The organism is Micromonospora sp. CA-248089 (assembly GCF_050948515.1).
Taxonomy (GTDB): Bacteria; Actinomycetota; Actinomycetes; order Mycobacteriales; family Micromonosporaceae; genus Micromonospora.
Map to the genome: position 1 here is coordinate 6,440,224 of NZ_CP192016.1, position 16,681 is coordinate 6,456,904.

Annotated in this window: 12 protein-coding genes; 6 read left to right on the forward strand and 6 right to left on the reverse strand. The window is 71.4% G+C overall.

Going from position 1 to position 16,681, the window contains the following annotated elements; translation table 11 throughout:
• Positions 1-350: 350 nt before the first annotated feature.
• Both ACQP26_RS30265 and ACQP26_RS30270 read left to right on the forward strand, forming a co-directional pair.
• A complete protein-coding gene (locus ACQP26_RS30265; RefSeq protein ID WP_281579467.1) occupies positions 351-1,133 on the forward strand; it encodes a deoxyribonuclease IV in 783 nt (260 codons plus the stop codon).
• On the forward strand, positions 1,130-3,151 hold the full coding sequence (locus tag ACQP26_RS30270) for a hypothetical protein (RefSeq protein WP_433494600.1): 2,022 nt from the start codon (positions 1,130-1,132) through the stop codon (positions 3,149-3,151). The genes ACQP26_RS30265 and ACQP26_RS30270 overlap by 4 nt, the downstream gene beginning before the upstream one ends.
• Before the next feature lie 21 nt (positions 3,152-3,172).
• Here the strand turns inward: ACQP26_RS30270 and ACQP26_RS30275 are convergent, their stop codons facing one another.
• From ACQP26_RS30275 to ACQP26_RS30285, 3 genes are all read right to left on the reverse strand, one after another.
• Positions 3,173-4,729: a glycosyltransferase family 87 protein gene (locus ACQP26_RS30275; RefSeq protein WP_269703368.1), complete on the reverse strand. Its 1,557-nt coding sequence runs from the start codon at positions 4,727-4,729 to the stop codon at positions 3,173-3,175.
• Between the two features lie 118 nt (positions 4,730-4,847).
• The gene (locus ACQP26_RS30280) at positions 4,848-7,676 is read right to left on the reverse strand and encodes a transglycosylase domain-containing protein (RefSeq protein WP_269703366.1); all 2,829 of its coding nucleotides are present in this window, start codon (positions 7,674-7,676) and stop codon (positions 4,848-4,850) included.
• 194 nt (positions 7,677-7,870) lie between these two features.
• Entirely contained in the window at positions 7,871-8,317 is a 447-nt protein-coding gene (locus ACQP26_RS30285) for a DUF5318 domain-containing protein (protein WP_013289362.1), read from the reverse strand.
• Positions 8,318-8,492: 175 nt separating this feature from the next.
• Between ACQP26_RS30285 and ACQP26_RS30290 the strand changes: the two genes are divergently transcribed.
• Together ACQP26_RS30290 and ACQP26_RS30295 are read left to right on the forward strand one after the other, a co-directional pair.
• Positions 8,493-9,131, forward strand: a complete 639-nt coding sequence (locus tag ACQP26_RS30290) for a PadR family transcriptional regulator (protein WP_269703365.1) — start codon at positions 8,493-8,495, stop codon at positions 9,129-9,131.
• Between the two features lie 23 nt (positions 9,132-9,154).
• The gene (locus tag ACQP26_RS30295) at positions 9,155-10,234 is read left to right on the forward strand and encodes an inositol-3-phosphate synthase (protein WP_269703364.1); all 1,080 of its coding nucleotides are present in this window, start codon (positions 9,155-9,157) and stop codon (positions 10,232-10,234) included.
• 65 nt (positions 10,235-10,299) lie between these two features.
• Here ACQP26_RS30295 and ACQP26_RS30300 read toward each other — a convergent pair whose 3' ends face one another.
• Positions 10,300-10,779 (reverse strand): methylated-DNA--[protein]-cysteine S-methyltransferase, encoded by a 480-nt coding sequence (locus tag ACQP26_RS30300; RefSeq protein WP_433494601.1) that lies wholly within the window; start codon positions 10,777-10,779, stop codon positions 10,300-10,302.
• Between the two features lie 80 nt (positions 10,780-10,859).
• Here ACQP26_RS30300 and ACQP26_RS30305 point away from each other — a divergent pair, with 80 nt between their 5' ends.
• Positions 10,860-11,402: an NfeD family protein gene (locus ACQP26_RS30305; RefSeq protein WP_281579462.1), complete on the forward strand. Its 543-nt coding sequence runs from the start codon at positions 10,860-10,862 to the stop codon at positions 11,400-11,402.
• Positions 11,403-11,427: 25 nt separating this feature from the next.
• Positions 11,428-12,936, forward strand: a complete 1,509-nt coding sequence (locus tag ACQP26_RS30310) for a flotillin family protein (RefSeq protein ID WP_433494602.1) — start codon at positions 11,428-11,430, stop codon at positions 12,934-12,936.
• 57 nt (positions 12,937-12,993) lie between these two features.
• Here ACQP26_RS30310 and ACQP26_RS30315 read toward each other — a convergent pair whose 3' ends face one another.
• Positions 12,994-15,030: a S8 family serine peptidase gene (locus ACQP26_RS30315; protein ID WP_269703357.1), complete on the reverse strand. Its 2,037-nt coding sequence runs from the start codon at positions 15,028-15,030 to the stop codon at positions 12,994-12,996.
• Between the two features lie 177 nt (positions 15,031-15,207).
• Entirely contained in the window at positions 15,208-16,668 is a 1,461-nt protein-coding gene (locus tag ACQP26_RS30320) for a CCA tRNA nucleotidyltransferase (RefSeq protein WP_433494603.1), read from the reverse strand.
• Positions 16,669-16,681 lie beyond the last annotated feature (13 nt).

The following is a 16,681-nucleotide window of genomic DNA, read 5'->3' on the forward strand; positions in this document are numbered from 1 at the left end:
GAGGTTGGATCGAAGACGCCCCGCGGAGCTTTATCGTGTTGTCACCTGCTATGACCATACAATGGCTCTCGTCACCACTTGGGGTAAATGGAGGAATTGCTCCTACTGCCGACCTCCCGTACCGGGACGACGAGCGGATCCCGCCCCGTCGTGCCGGGCCGCACGGCGGGGCGTCCCGTCACCGGGGGTCCACCCTCGCCCGTCCGTGCTGTGGACCACGTGCGGGCGGAGCGTCGACCATCGATCCCACCTCGGACAACGACCGCCGGGCCGGGTGGTGACGCGTTCGACCCGCCGGGTGCCTCGCGCGAGCGCGCCGACCGTCGCAGGCGCGACGTAGGCTGCCCTGCATGCGAATCGGAGCCCACGTCGACCCGACCGACCCGCTGGCCGAGGCGGCCGCCCGGCAGGCCGAGGCGGTCCAGTTCTTCCTGGCCGACCCGCAGGGCTGGAAGGCCCCGAAGCCGCGCGAGGACGCCGAGCGCCTGCGCGGCGCCGACGTCGACCTCTACGTGCACGCGCCGTACGTGATCAATGTGGCCACGCTGAACAACCGGATCCGCATCCCCAGCCGCAAGCTGCTGCTCGCCCACGCCACCGCCGCGGCGGACGTCGGGGCCAAGGGCCTGATCGTGCACGGCGGCCACGTCAACGCCGGCCACGACGTCGCCGTCGGCTTCGACAACTGGCGCAAGACCTTCGCGTACGCGGCGGACTCCGGCGGCTTCCCGCTGCCGGTGCTGATCGAGAACACCGCCGGCGGTGACAACGCCTGTGCCCGGCACCTCGACGCGCTGGCCCGGCTCTGGGACGCGCTCGGCGACCACGAGGTCGGTTTCTGCCTGGACACCTGCCACGCGTACGCGGGCGGCGAGGAACTGCTGGGCCTGGTCGACCGCGTGAAGGCGATCACCGGCCGGATCGACCTGATCCACGCGAACAACTCCAAGGGCGCGTTCAACTCCGGCCAGGACCGGCACGACAACCTCACCGGCGGCGCCATCGACCCGGAGCTTCTGGTGGCGGTGATCCGCGCGGCCGGCGCACCGGTGATCGTGGAGACCCCCGGCGGCGTCGAGGGTCAGGCCGCCGACATCGCGTTCCTGCGCGGGCAGCTGGGCGCGGCGGCGTGACGACCGAGCAGTCCGGCACGACCGGCCGCCGGCCCGGCGCCGAGCCCCGGCCGGACGGGACGGGCGCGCAGAGCCGGCCGGACGAGACGGAGAAGGCCGGGGCGCCCTCTTCCGACGAGGCCGGGAGTGCCGGGGGCAGCTCCGTCGAGGACGAGGCCGCCGCAAAGGCGGCCGAGGCCCGGGACGAGGCGGCAGGGAACACGGCCGAGGGCGGGGACAAGAGCGCAACGGGTACGGCCGGCGACGAGCCCGCCGACCCCTGGTCCGCGTTCGGCCCCGCGCCGGAGCCGGCGCTCGGCCGGGCCCGCCGGGCCGTCCGCACGGTCGGCCGGTTCCTGGCGCACGAGTGGACGCTCGCCGCCGTCGCCGCGCTGGCCCTGGCCGCGGCGATGACCTGGCCGACGCTGCGCTATCCGCGGCACACACTGCCGCAGGACTACTGGGATCCGAGCCTGCAGGCGTGGCAGATGGCGTGGTCCGGCCACATCCTGCGCACCGACCCGGCGATGCTGTGGCACGCGAACACGTTCTATCCGGAGAACTGGAGCTTCGCGTTCTCCGACACGCTCCTCGGGTACGCCCCGGCCGGCCTGATCGGGGTCGGTCCCGAGCACGCCGTGCTGCGCTACAACATCATGTTCGTGCTGGCGCACGCGCTCGCCGCGTTCGGTGCGTACGTGCTGGCCCGGCAGCTCGGTGCGGGCCGCATCGGCGGCGCGGTGGCCGGGGCGAGCTTCGCCTACGCGCCGTGGCTGCTGGCCCAGGCGGGGCACCTGCACATCATCTCCAACGGCGGCATCCCGCTGGCGCTGGCCATGCTGGCCCGGGGTCACGGCTGGTCGCTGCGGTACGGCTACCGGCCGCGTCGCCGGCACGCGGGCTGGGCGTTCGCCGGGTGGCTGGTGGCCGCGTGGCAGCTCAGCCTGGGGTTCGGCATCGGGCTGCCGTTCGCGTACATGCTGGCCGGGACCGGTCTGGTCGCGGTGGTGCTGTGGTTCGTGCGGCGGCGCCGGGTGCGGCGTCCGTTCGGGCGGCGGCTGTTCCTGGCCGACGTGTTCGGCGGGCTGGCCTTCGCCGCCGTGGGCGCGGCGCTGGCGGTGCCCTACTTCAGGGTGGCCGAGCTGCACCCGAACGCGGAGCGGACGCTCGGCGACATCGGGCTCTACTCGCCACCGGCGAGCGGGTTCTTCACCGCCCCGGCCGAGTCCCGGGTCTGGGGCGGGCTGCACGAGGGCGCCCGCGCCGTGCTGCCCTGGCATCCGGAGATGACGCTGCTGCCGGGCTTCGTGCTCTACGCGCTCGCCGCCGGTGGCCTGTTCTTCTCGGTCTGGCGGGTCCGGCACCGGATCTTCCTGCTCGCCGGGGTGCTCGTGACGATGGCGCTGGCGATGGGCACCCGGTTCTTCGGCGGCCGGTTCACCTACGTGCCGTTGTTCGACTACCTGCCGGGCTGGAGCGGGTTGCGGACGCCGGGCCGGATGATGCTCTGGACCACGCTGCTGCTGGGCCTGCTCGCGGCCGGCGCGGTCACCGCGTTCTGCATGCGCGTACGCGAGCTGGCCGCCGAGCGGGTGCCGCCGTGGCCGGGCCCGTGGCTGCGCCTGGCCACGCTGCTGCCGTTGGCGCTGGTGCTCGTGGAAGGGCTGAACGCGACGCCGCAGCCGGTGGTGCCGCTGCAGCCGGCGGCGATGCGGACCGTGGACGGCCCGATGCTGGTGCTGCCGAGCAGCCAGAACCTCGACCAGCCGGTGATGCTCTGGTCCACCGACCGGTTCCAGCCGATGGTGAACGGCGGCAGCGGTTTCACGCCGCGCTCGCAGGCCCAGATCCGCGAGGCGACTGTCAGCTTCCCGGACTACGCGAGCGTCGACTACCTACGGCAGATCGGCGTGAAGAACGTGGTCGTGTTGCGCGACGAGCTGGCGGGCACCCCGTGGGAGGGGATGCTCGACCGGCCGGTCGACGCGCCGGGCGTGACCCGGGAGCAGGTCGGCGAGGCGGTCGTCTTCCGCCTGTAGACCGGAACACGACCGGCTCGGTCACACCGGAACGGGTTCGGCGGGCCGTTCGGCGGCTCGTGCCCGCCAGCGCTGATGCCAGGGCGCGTCGGGTGCGCCGTCGAGCACCCCGCCGTCCGGGTCGTCGGCGTAGGTGTGCCGGACCACGTCCAGTTCGGGCCGCACGATGTCCCGGATGACGAACCCGCAGAGCACCACCACGGTGATCAGGCGCAGGCTCGACGCCAGCACGAAGACGCCCTCGGGGAAGACCGGCCGGGACATGGCCGTGCCGAGCAGTTCGCCGTAGAAGGCGGCGAAGTAGCCGACCTCGGCGACCTGCCAGGCGAGGAACGCGCCCCAGCGCGGCCGGGCGAGCACCGCGAGCGGCAGCAGCCAGAGCACGAACTGCTGGGACCACACCTTGCTGAAGATGAGGAACGCGGCGACCACAAGGAAGGCGAGCTGGGCCAGCCGGGGGCGGCGCGGCGCGAGCAGGGCCAGCCCGGCCACGCCGAGGCAGGCCAGCCCGAACAGCAGGTACGACAGCCAGTTGAGGGTGGGGATGTTCGCGTTGAGCCACTCGAAGGGCCCGAGTTCGCCGGGTGAGGACGGGCTGATCCGGCCGTCCAGGTAGCGGCCGATGTACCAGAGCGTGCCCCAGTCGATGGGGCGCGTGGTGTTCAGGTCGAAGAAGCGTTCCCAGTTCTCCCGGTACGGGATTGCCACCGGCAGGTTCACCGCCACGAGCGTCACCAGCGCGGTCGCCGTGGCGACGAGCCCGGCCAGCATCTTGCCGGCGCGCAACGCGAGGACCAGGATCGGCCCGAGGAGGAACAGCGGCCACATCTTGGCCGCGCCGCCCAGTCCGATGAGGACTCCTGCTACTCCGGGCAGCAGCAGCGCGTACCGGTCGGGCCGGGCGCGTGCCCAGGCCAGCAGGCCGAACGCGGCCAGGCCGATGGCGAGCAGGTCCCAGTTGACGGTGGCGGTGAGTACCAGAGCCGGGGAGAGCGCGAACAACGCGGCGTCCCAGGGTCGTCGTCGGCGCAGGCTGAGGATCACCGCGACGGTGGCGACGGCGAGCGCGCCGAGCACCAGCGCGTTCAGGTTGTAGAACCACTGGCCCTGGTTGATGGCGGGGTTGTCGGAGCCGAGGGCGTGCACCGGGAGGCCGAGGGCGCCCATGAAGTAGCCGGTCAGCACCGGGTACTCCACCGGGTGGTCGGCGTAGGGGACCTTGCCCTCGTTGAGCCCTTCGGCGTAGTAGAGCGCCAGCACGTCGGTGTAGCACATCCGGGTGTACTGGATGTTGTTCTGCCAGGCGCCGTCCTGGCAGGGCGACTTCTGCACCCAGTGCAGGGCCAGCGTCAGGCACACCAGCGCCAGCACGATCCGGCCGGCGGTCCAGAACCGGCTCTCCCGGCCGGCGGGCCGGTCCAGGGCTGCGGCGTGGTCGCCGAGCGGACCGCCGATCAGTCCGGAGGCGCCGCGGACGAACCAGTCCGAGCGGGACGGATGGTCGATCGTCTCTGCCGATCGCGGCGCCGCCTCGGACGCGCCGGGCTCATCGATGCCTGCGGGCGACTGGGTGCTCATGGTGAGGCATCCTGCCGTACACCGGGGGTCGCCGTCCCGTCGCGCGCGGAGAAATTCCGGTACGCGAAACGCGGCGGCGGCCGGACCCGAGGTCCGGCCGCCGTCGTCAGGTGGTACGTCAGTTCTGTCGTGTCGGTGGTGTGCTCGGTAGCAACCCACCGCCGCCACCGCCGCCACCGGGCCGTCCACCACCGCCGGGGAGCCCGCCTCCACCGGGGTTGGTGCCACCCTGGTCGCCGCCACCACCCGGGGTGCCGCCGCCGGGCGTGCCGCCGGGGCAGAACAGGCCGAGCGGGTCGCAGTTCGGGCCGCCGGGCTGGCCGGGCTCGTTCGCCGGCGGGGGCGCCTCGCCGTTGCCGGTGTCGTCCTTGCCGATGTTCGCCGCGGGCGGGAACTCTTCCTTGTCCTTGCCCTTGAGCGCGTCGTTCATGAAGCGCTGGAAGATGTCACCCGGCATCCGGGCGCCACTGATGTCCCGGCCGTCCTTGTACTTGATCGCCTTGCGGTCCTTGACGTTGCCGACCCAGACCGCGGTGGCGAGCTGCGGCGTGTAGCCGATCATCCAGGCGTCACCGTTGGCGGTCGTCTTGTCGTTGAGTTCCCAGGTGCCGGTCTTCTCGGCGACCTGACGGCCCTCCTCGAGGCGCTTGTTGATCTGGCCCGGGTACTGCTTCAGCACTGAGGTGACGTCGGCGGCGACTTCCGGGTCGATCCGCGGCTGTGGCTTGAGCTTCTCGCCACCGAGCACGTCCCACTTGCCGGTGTCCGGGTTCTGCTTCTCCACCTTGCGGATGAAGTGCGCCTTGTTGTAGACGCCCTGATTGGCGAAGGTGGCGACGCCGTTGGCGTGGTCGAGCACGGTGATCGGGTACTGGCCGTAGCCGATGACGTGGAAGAACGGCGAGGGAGCCAGGTCCTTCGGGTCGGCCTTGGTCAGGTCGTGTGCCTTGGCCGGGTTGGTGTCGGTCTGCCACATGGTGGTGACGCCGGCCTGCTTGGCCATGTCGAGCACCTTGTCCGGCCCGATCTGTTCGGTGATGTAGTAGAACGGCACGTTCAGCGACTTCAGCGTCGACTGTTCGAGCGTGCAGGAGTCACCGCAGGTGACCCGGTCCGCGCCGGCGTTGCTGACCTTGAACTTGGTGCCCTTCGGCGTGAACGCCGTACCCTTCCACCGGGACTTGAGCGAGATGCCTTCCTTCAGCGCCGCGGCGAGCGTGTAGATCTTGAAGCTCGAACCCGGCGAGTGCCCGCCGCTGACCACGCCGTTGTCGACGTTCTTCCCGGCGTAGTCGGTGCCGGTTCCGTTGTCGCCGCCGTAGTAGGCGAGCACCCGGCCGGTCTTCGGGTCGATGGCCACCACGGCGGCCATCAGGTTCGACGGCTGGCCGGCGAGTTCGGACTTCTTCCTGGCCCGCTGGGCCGCGTCGAGCGCCGCCTCCTGCATCTTCCGGTTGATGGTGGTGGTGATCTTGTAGCCGCCGCGGCTGAGCGCCTTGGCGCACAGCGGCTTCTTCTCCGTCGCCTCGGCCTCGTTGTCGGTGCAGAGCTTCATCTCGCGCAGTTCCTGCGAGACGTAGTTGACGATGTTGCCGTACGGGGTGTCGATGCCGAAGCCGCCACCGCTGTTCTTCGACGGCTTCGCGATGTTCTTCGGGTACTCGGTGGGGTGGTTCGGCTTGTTCGGCGCATCGAGCCACTTCTCCGTGATCATGCCGTTGATCACGTAGTTCCACCGGTCCAGCGCGGCGGTCGGGTTGATCGCCGGGTCGTAGCCCTGGTGGGTGGCGCTCGGCTCCGGCTGCTTGATCAGCGCGGCGAGCACCGCGGCCTCGGCCACGGTCAGGCTCTTGACGTCCTTGCCGAAGTAGGTCCGTGCCGCCGCCTGGATGCCGTACGCGCCCCGGCCGAAGTAGATGACGTTCAGGTAGTGCTGCATGATCACGCGCTTGTCGTACTTGTCGTTCAGCTTGGAGGCGAGGATCGCCTCCTTCACCTTGCGGCCGTACGTGTCCTGGTTCAGGTTCTCGAACGCGTTGCGCGCGTACTGCTGGGTGATGGTCGAGGCGCCCTGCTTGTCGCCGCCGGTGAGGTTGTTCCACGCGGCCCGGGCGATGCCCTTGTAGTCCACACCGGAGTGCTTGTAGAAGTTCCGGTCCTCCGCCGCGGCGACCGCGTGCTGGACGTGTTCCGGGATCTGGTCGATGGTGACGAGCTGCCGGTTCTGGTCGCCGATCCGGGCGATCGCGGTGCCCGTCGAGTCGTAGACGGTGGTGGACAGCGGTGGGATGGTGTCCTCCGGGAGCACCACCTTGGTGGAGTACCAGGTGAAGCTCACCACGCCGATGCCGGCGAGCATGATGAACACGGCGAAGCCGGCGATCAGGATGTTGATCCGGCGGCGCCTCTTGGCGCGCGCCGGGTCCTCACCGCGGCCACGCCGGCCGGGACCGAGCGGACCGCCGGGGCCGCCGGGACCACCGCCGGCGGCACCTGGCACCCGGGCGCGGCCACCGACTGCTGCCGCGCCGACGCTCGCGCGTCCGCCCACGCTCGCACGCCCGCCGACGCTTGCCGCGCCCACGCTCGCCGCGCCCACCGAGGCCCGCCCAGCTGGAGCGGCCGGGGACACCGGCACCGACGCCCGGCCGGCGCCGGCGCGCCCGGAGGCGCCGGGAGCCGGCGAGACGGGCACCGAGGCGCGGCCGCCTGCGCCGGCCCGGCCGACCGAGGCCGAGCCGGACGCTCCGCGCGGCACCGGAGCGGCGCCGCCGACCGAGGCCCGGCCACCCGCGCCGTACGGTGTCACGGAGGCGCGCGCCGAGGCGCCGCCGTCCGCCGCGCCGGACCAACCGTTCCCGCCCCGGCTCCCTTCGGAACCGGGGTCGCCGTTCGGGCCCGGGATCTGGGCCCGCCCACGCGAAGAACTGGGATCGCCGTAGTTCATTCCTCACACCCTGCCGGTCGCGGTGGGGCGCGGGGGCGCCGCCACCGGGTTGCCGTGAGCTGGAACACGGGACGTTACCCGCCGGCGGTACCGGCGCGCGCCCGTCAAATCCGACCTATTCGGACCAATTACGCGTAAAGGCTGTCGATCCTGCCGCCCGGGGAATGGGCCGACAGCGATCGGGACAGCCGCGTTCACCGTTGCGCCTCTCGCCTTCGCCGAGGGGTGGAGCCGTTGGCCGCGACCGACTCGTCCGCGTCCTCCGCCTCGCCCGCGAGGCCGTCCCGGCCGAGCAGGAACTGCTCGACGAGATGGTTCCAGTCGCAGCCGGGGCATACCTCCACCACGAACACCTGGAACTCACGCAGCGTCATGGCCAGGACGGGCAACTCGGCCCGGGTACGCGCCTGGCCGGCCGACTGCTTGAGTTCGTCCCCGTAAATGTAGTGGACGTGGATCAGGTTCTCGCTGCGGCAGATCGGGCAGCGGTGGTCGGTCGGCTCGCCGTGGAAACGAGCAGCGTTCTTCAGGTACGGCGAGGCGTCGCAGACGTCGTACGTGCCGATCCGCCCGGCGAGCAGTTCACGCAGCACAGCCCGCTTCTGGAGCGAGTAGTCGACGACCTGGCGCTGCGTACGCATGCGGGAAAGGGTACGCGCTCCGGCGAACCCAGGCGACCATGGTCACGATGCGTGATGAGCGCGTCGCGTAAGCAGGGGTTTGCCCCACCCTCCCCTCTCCGCTAACGTGCGATGTATCGGACCGATACATCGCGGTGGTTAGCACTCCGCGCAGGGGGAAAAGAAGGGATGGCCCGTGCTCGAGCTCGCCATCCTCGGCCTCCTGCAGGAGGCGCCGATGCACGGCTACGAGCTGCGCAAGGAGCTGACCGCCAAGCTCGGCGCCATCCGGGCGGCGATCAGCTACGGCTCTCTCTACCCGACCCTGCGCCGGCTGCAGGCGGCGGGATGGATCACCGAAGCCGCCGAGACGCCCGCGACCGCCGAGGAGGTTCCCGCGCTGACCAGCCGACGCGGTCGGGTGGTCTACACCATTACCGCGGAGGGCAAGGAACGCTTCGCCCAGCTCATAGCGCAGGCTGGACCCGAGACGTACGACGACACGGGCTTCGGCGTGCACTTCGCGTTCTTCGCCCGGACCGACCAGGCCACCCGGCTCCGGATCCTGGAAGGTCGTCGTCGCAAGATCGAGGAACGTCGCGAAGGTCTTCGTGACGTGCTCGGCCGGGCAGCCGAGCGACTCGACGCGTACACCCTGGAACTGCAACGCCACGGGCTCGACGCCTGTGAGCGCGAGGTCCGCTGGCTGGAGGAGCTCATCGCCAACGAGCGCTCCGGCCGGGCCCCGGCCGACCCGCGACCCGGGACGGCCGGTGGCCGAGGAGACAACGACAGCCCGCCCACGCCTGGAACGTCCAGGAAAGAGCGGCCGTGATGAAGAAGAAGGAGGCAGACGCTATGGGCTCCGTCCGCGTCGCCATCGTCGGTGTGGGTAACTGCGCCTCGTCCCTCGTACAGGGCGTGGAGTACTACCGGAACGCCGACCCGAACGACCGCGTCCCGGGTCTCATGCACGTCACCTTCGGCGACTACCACGTTTCCGACGTGAAGTTCGTCGCGGCGTTCGACGTGGACGCCAAGAAGGTGGGCATGGACCTCGCGGAGGCGATCGTCGCCAGCGAGAACAACACGATCAAGCTGTGCGACGTGCCGCCGACCGGCGTCACCGTGCAGCGCGGCCCGACCTTCGACGGTCTGGGCCAGTACTACCGCGAGATCGTCGAGGAGTCGGACGCCAAGCCGGTCGACGTGGCGCAGGCGCTGCGCGACGCCCAGGTCGACGTGGTCGTCTCCTACCTCCCGGTGGGCTCCGAGGAGGCCGACAAGTTCTACGCCCAGGCCGCGATCGACGCCGGTTGCGCGTTCGTGAACGCCCTGCCGGTCTTCATCGCCTCCGACCCGGAGTGGGCGCAGAAGTTCACCGACGCCGGCCTGCCGATCGTCGGCGACGACATCAAGAGCCAGGTCGGCGCCACCATCGTGCACCGCGCCCTGGCGAAGCTCTTCGAGGACCGCGGGGTCGAGCTGCTGCGCACGTACCAGCTCAACTTCGGCGGCAACATGGACTTCATGAACATGCTGGAGCGCAACCGCCTGGTCTCGAAGAAGATCTCGAAGACCCAGTCGGTGACCTCCCAGATCCCGCACGAGATGAGCAAGAGCGACGTGCACATCGGCCCGTCCGACCACGTGCCGTGGCTGGACGACCGCAAGTGGGCGTACATCCGCCTGGAGGGCCGCTCCTTCGGCGACACCCCGCTCAACGCGGAGCTGAAGCTCGAGGTGTGGGACTCGCCGAACTCGGCCGGTGTCATCATCGACGCCGTCCGCGCCGCGAAGATCGCGCTGGACCGGAAGATCGGTGGCCCGATCCTCTCCGCCTCCTCGTACTTCATGAAGTCCCCGCCGGAGCAGTACGCCGACCACGACGCGCACGCCGCCGTCGAGGCGTTCATCGCCGGCGAGGTCGAGCGCTGACGCGCTGACACGCACGAGAAGGAAGGCCGGGTCCGCGCGGACCCGGCCTTCCTTCTTCGCGTACGTCAGGACCAGGCGCGCCGCAGCGCCACCGACGCCTCCAGCTCCAGCAGCGTCACCTTGCGCGGCAGCCCGCCGCCGAAGCCGACCAGCTTGCCGCCCGCGCCGACGATCCGGTGACATGGCACGATCACCGGCACCGGATTGCGGTTGCAGGCCACCCCGACCGCCCGGGCGCCACCCGGGTCGCCGACCGCCTTCGCCACCTCGCCGTAGGTAGTCGTCTCGCCGTAGGGGATGCGGGTCATCTCCCGCCAGACGGCGCGCTCGAACTTCGAGCCGCGGGGCGCGGACACCGGCACCGTGAACTCGGTCAGCTCACCGGCGAAGTACGCCCGCAGCTCCGCCACCGCCAGCCGGGCCACCGCGTCGCCGGGCTCGTCGGCCGCCCCGTCCACCCGGCCGAAGTGCGCGCCGCGCACCGCGTCGTCGTCGGTGCCGACGGAGAACTCCCCGATCGGTGAGTCGAGCACGGTCCAGCGCATGCCACCCATTGTCGCGCGCCCGCGACATTTCCCCGGCCGGGCTCTCTGAGGGCGGGCTGGGCGAGCGCTGAGCGAAGTCGATGTTGCACGGCGCCGATACCGTGCAGGTCATGGCACCCGGGACGCTCATCTTCCTGATCATCGGCGGGATCGGTGTCGGCGTGCTGACCCTCGCCCTGCTCGGCTCGGGCGTGCTCCATTTCGGCCAGCCGGACGTCGACGGGCCGGTGTCGCTGGAGGCGGCCGCCGGTTTCACCGGGGCGTTCGGGTTCGGCGGCGCGATCGTCAACGAGCTGCTCGGCGGTCGTACCCCCGGAATGATCGCGGCGGCGGTGGCCGGCGGCGCGCTCGCCGCCGTGCCCACCGGCTGGCTGGCGGCCCGGCTCAGCCGCGCGGCCCGCACCATGCGCACCGACGCCACACCCACCCGCGACCACCTGGCCGGCGCGATCGGCCTGGTGGTGACGCCGATCCCCAGCGGCGGCTACGGCGAGGTGCGGGTACGCCTCGCCGGCCAGCCGGTGAAGCTCAACGCCCGCGCCGACGGGCCGATCCCGGTCGGCACCCGCATCTTCGTGGTCGAAGCCCTGAGCGAGACCAGCGTGCACGTCGAGACCTACTGACACCACCACACAGACGGGAACCCCCATGCCCCTGCTCGTCGCCATCGGCGGCGCGGTCCTCCTCGCCGTCGTCCTCGTCCTCTTCGTGTTGTCCCGGATCAAGGTGGCCGGGCCGAACCAGGCGTTCATCGTCACCGGCCGCAAGGGCCGCACCACCCAGTCCGCCGACGGAGCCCGCTCCACCGACATGTCCGGGCAGAAGGTCGTGCTCGGCGCCTCGGTGTTCGTGCTGCCGGTGGTGCAGAAGCTCCAGTCGCTCGACCTGTCCAGCCGCCGGATCGACGTCAGCATCCGCGGCGCGGTGAGCAAGCAGGGCATCCGCACCGAGCTGCACGGCGTGGCGATCGTGAAGGTCGGCGGCACCGAGGACGCGATCCGCGCCGCCGCCCAGCGCTTCCTGAACCAGCAGGAGGAGATCGACAACTTCACCCGCGAGGTGCTCGCCGGCGCGCTGCGCTCGATCGTCGGGCGGCTCACCGTCGAGGAAATCATCCGGGACCGGGCGGCGTTCGCCAGCGCGGTCGCCGAGGAGGCCGAGCACTCGATGACCAACCAGGGCCTGGTGCTGGACACGTTCCAGCTCCAGGACATCTCGGCCGAGGGTTCCTACCTCCAGGACCTGGGGCGGCCCGAGGCGGCCCGGGTGCTCAAGGACGCGGCCATCGCCGAGGCGCGGGCCCGCCAGCAGGCCGAGCAGGAGCGGCTGCTCGCCGAGGAGGCGATCGCCGAGGCGAACCGGAACCTGGCGCTCAAGCAGGCCGGCATCCAGGCCGAGATCGACGCGGCGAAGGCGAAGTCGGCCGCGGCCGGTCCGCTCGCGCAGGCCGAGCGGGACCAGGCGATCCTTTCCGAGCAGCAGAAGGTGGCCGAGCGCAACGCCGAGCTGAAGCAGCGCCAGCTCGACACCGAGGTGCGCAAGCCGGCCGACGCCGCCCGGTACAAGGTCGAGCAGGAGGCCGAGGCGAACCGCAACGCGGCGGTGCTCAACGCCGACGCGCAGCGCCAGGCCACGATCGCGGCCGCGCAGGCCTCCGCCGAGCAGGCCCGCCTCACCGGTGAGGGCGAGCGGGCCCGCCGGGCCGCGCTGGCCGAGGCGAACGCGATCGAGGGCGCCAAGGAGGGTGAGGCCGAGCAGCGTCGCCGTTCCGCGATCGCCGAGGCGGTCGAGCGGGAGGGCCAGGCCGAGGCCGCGGCCATCCTCGCCAAGGGTCAGGCCGAGGCCGACGCGATGGCCCGCAAGGCCGAGGCGTTCGCCGCGTACGGCGAGGCGGCCGTGCTCGACCTGCTGGTCAAGGTGCTGCCCGAGGTGGTCGGCGCGGCCAGCGCCCCGATCGGCGCGATCGACAAGATGACGGTGATCTCCACCGACGGCGCGTCGTCGCTGACCAAGTCGGTGGCCGGGAACGTCGCCCAGGGGCTGCAGCTCGGCAGCGACCTGACCGGCATCGACCTGGCCGGCCTGCTAGCCCGGCTGGGCAGCAGCGCGCAGAACAACGGCAAGACCACCGTGGACGGCACCACCGTCACCCCGTGACGACGACGCCCGCCGGTTCCCCTCGGGGAGCCGGCGGGCGTCGCGCGGTGGTACGGGTCAGAGCACGGCGACGACGAACTTCTCGCCGGCACCCAGACCGAGGGTCGGGCTGTTCCAGTCGATGGTCCGGCCCGCGATGAGCTGGCTGGTGCCGGCGCTGCCGGCGGTGACCGCCTTCTCGTTGATGTTCGCGTAAAGGTAGACCGAGCCGTCGGCGTTGTAGTCGAGGAACGACATCCCCTCCCACGCGCCGATCGAGGCGCCCCGGGCGATCAGCGGCTTCGCCCCGGCGCTCTCCGCCGTCACGAACTTGCCGTTGATCTGGGCCTTCAGGCCGAAGGTGCCGAAACCGTCGCCGACGTTTACCAGCTCGTACTTCTCCCAGGCGCCGACCGTCGCCGCGCGGGCGATCAGCGGCTTCGCCCCGGCGCTCTCCGCCGTCACGAACTTGCCGCTGGCCACCGACTTGATGCTCACGAGCGGCGCCGGTGCGTCGAAGTCGAACTTCTCGGCGGTGCCGATCGCGGTCTTGCTCGCGATCAGCGGGGAGGTGGCGCTCGGCGCGGTGACGTACCTGCCGTTGATCGCCGCCTTCAGGCTGATCGTGCCGTCGGTGTTGTCGATGATCTGGAACTTCTCCCAGGCGCCGATGGTGGCCGCGCGGGCGATCAGCGGCTTCGCGCCGGCACTCTCCGCCGTGACGAACTTGTTCGTGACCCGCGCCCGCAGGCCGAACAGCCCTCCGCCGGCGTCGACCACGTCGTACTTCTCCCAGGCGCCGATGGCGGTGCCCCGGGCGATCAGCGGCTTCGTCCCGGCACTCTCCGCGGTGACGTACCGGCCGTTGACCCGGGCCTTGAGCCCGTACGAGCCGCGCGCCGTCACGGCCGAGCCGATGTGCAGCAGCCGGTCGGTGGAGCCCATGATGTCGTGTACCGCGCCGCCGATGCCGGTGGTCACGACCGAGTCCCGCACCTGCTGCGGCGACCAGCCCGGGTGCTCCTCCAGCAGCAGTGCGGCGGCGCCCGCCACGTGCGGGGACGCCATCGACGTGCCGCTCATCGACTCGGTGCCGGCGCTGGTGCCGGCCTTGGCCGAGACGATGCCGGTGCCGGGGGCGAACAGGTCCAGGCAACGGCCGTAGTTGGAGAACCAGGCGCGCATGTCGACCCGGTCGGTGGCGCCGACGGTGATGGCGGCGGGCACGCTCGCCGGGGAGGAGGCGCAGGCGTCCTGCATGCTGTTGCCGGCGGCGACCGCGTAGGTGATGCCGGAGGCGATCGAGCGGGTGACCGCGTCGTTCACGGCCTGGTCGACCCGGTCGACGCCGAGGCTCATGTTCGCCACGGACGGCCCGGTGGCGTTGGCGGTGACCCACTCGATGCCGGCGATCACCTGCTCGGTGTCGCCCGCGCCGTCGCAGTTGAGCACCCGGACGGCGACCAGGTCGACGCCCTTGGCGACGCCGTACGTCGTGCCGCCGATAGTGCCCGCCACGTGGGTGCCGTGCCCGTCGCAGTCCTGCGCGACGTTGTCCTGCTCGACCGCGTCGTAGCCGTTGCGGGCCCGCCCGTCGAAGTCCTGGTGGTCGATGTCGATGCCGGTGTCGATCACGTACGCGGTCACCCCGGCGCCGGTGGCCGGGTAGGTGTACTTGCCGTCGGTCCGGGTCTTGAGCTGGTCGATCCGGTCCAGGCCCCACGGCGGGGTGGTCTGGGTGCCGGCGGTGCTCCAGCGCTGGACCTGCTGGACGTACTCGACGTCCGGGTCGGCGGCGAGCCGCGCGGCCTGCCGGGCGTCCATGGTGGCCGAGTAGCCGTTCAGCGCCTTGCCGAAGACCCGGCGGACGGTGCCGCCGTGCTCGCCGGCCAGCGCGGACGCGGCGGACTTCACCTTGGCCGGAGGGGTCTTGCCCTTCTTGAGGACCACGATGTACCGGCCGGGCACCGCCTCGGCCGTGCCGGCGCCGCGGACCGACGGTCGCTTCGGGTCGGCGAGGGCCGGCCCGGCGACTGTGGCGCAGAGGATGGAGGTGGCGCTGGTGAGGGCGATCCCCACCAGCGCGGAGCGGCGCAGGCCGCCGTGACGTGTCATGAATTGACTCCCCGTGTCAAGCGACCGTCCGGAGCGGACGGGCGGATGAGATCGGACCAGCCGCATCTGTCGATTCGGCGGCTGCCGATGACTCATCATGCGGGAGACATCGACCGGAACGGGTCACCCGTTCGGTCGACACGCCGCCGTATCGTCGTCAGATCAAGGACGCCGGTCTCAGCCGGTGATGCCCTCGTCGCGCGCCCAGCGCAGCAGCTCCGCCTCGGCCTCGTCGCGGTCCAGCGGCCCGCGCTCCAGGCGCAACTCCTTGAGGTACTGCCAGGCGCGACCGACCACCGGCCCCGGCGGTACGCCGAGCAGCTCCATGATCGCGTTGCCGTCCAGGTCGGGCCGTACCCGGGCCAGGTCCTCCTCGGCGGCGATCCGGGCGATCCGCTCCTCCAGCGCGTCGTAGTCGGCCGCGAGCTGCGCGGCCTTGCGCCGGTTGCGGGTGGTGCAGTCGGACCGGGTCAGCTTGTGCAGCCGGGACAGCAGGTCACCGGCGTCGGTGACGTACCGGCGCACCGCCGAGTCGGTCCACTCGCCCCGGCCGTACCCGTAGAAGCGCAGGTGCAGCCCGACCAGCTTGACCACCTGGGAGGTGATCTCCTTGGAGTAGCGCATCGCCTTCATCCGGTTCTTGGTCAGCCGGGCGCCGACCACCTCGTGGTGGTGGAAGCTGACCCGGCCGTCCGCGCCGACCGCCTTGGTGGCCGGCTTGCCGACGTCGTGCATGAGCGCGGCCATCCGCAGCACGAAGTCGCAGCCGTCGAACTCCAGCGACATGGCGTTGCTGACCACTGTGAGCGTGTGCTCGTAGACGTCCTTGTGCTGGGCGTGCTCGTCGATGGTGAGCTTCAGGCCGGTCAGCTCGGGCAGGAAGCGCTCGGCCAGCCCGGTGTCGACGAGCAGGCGCAGCCCGGTGATCGGGTCGGCGCCGCAGAGCAGCTTGGTGAACTCGTCCCGGATCCGCTCGGCCGTGATCCGGTCCAGGTCCGTGGCCATCTCGGTCATCGCCGCGCGGACGTCCGGGTGGACGGCGAAGCGGAGCTGGGCGGCGAACCGGGCCGCGCGCAGCATCCGCAGGGGGTCGTCGCGGAACGACTCCTGCGGCGTCCCGGGGGTACGAATGATCTTGGCGGCCAGGTCGGCCAGCCCGCCGTACGGGTCGGTGAACCGGTGGTCGGGAAGGCTGACCGCCATCGCGTTGACGGTGAAGTCGCGGCGCTTGAGGTCTTCGGTCAGGCTCGTGCCGTACTGCACCACCGGGTTGCGGCTGACCTGGTCGTAGACCTCCGCGCGGAACGTGGTGATCTCCAGGTTGAGGCCGTCGCGCTGGCAGGCGATGGTGCCGAACTCGCGTCCGGTCTCCCAGATCGACTCCGCCCAGCCGCGAATGACCTTGATGGTGTCGTCCGGGTGGGCGTCGGTGCAGAAGTCGAGGTCGTTGCCGAGCCGGCCGAGCAGCGCGTCGCGGACGGATCCGCCCACCAGGTGCAGTTCGTGACCGGCCCGGGCGAAGCGCCGGCCCAGCTCGTCGGCGACCGGCGAGACTCGGAGCAGTTCGGCGACGGCGTTGCGCTGCGCGGCGGTCAGTTCGCGGCGGTCGGCGGCGTGGGAGGCGGAGGCTTCGGACATGGGATCGCCAGCC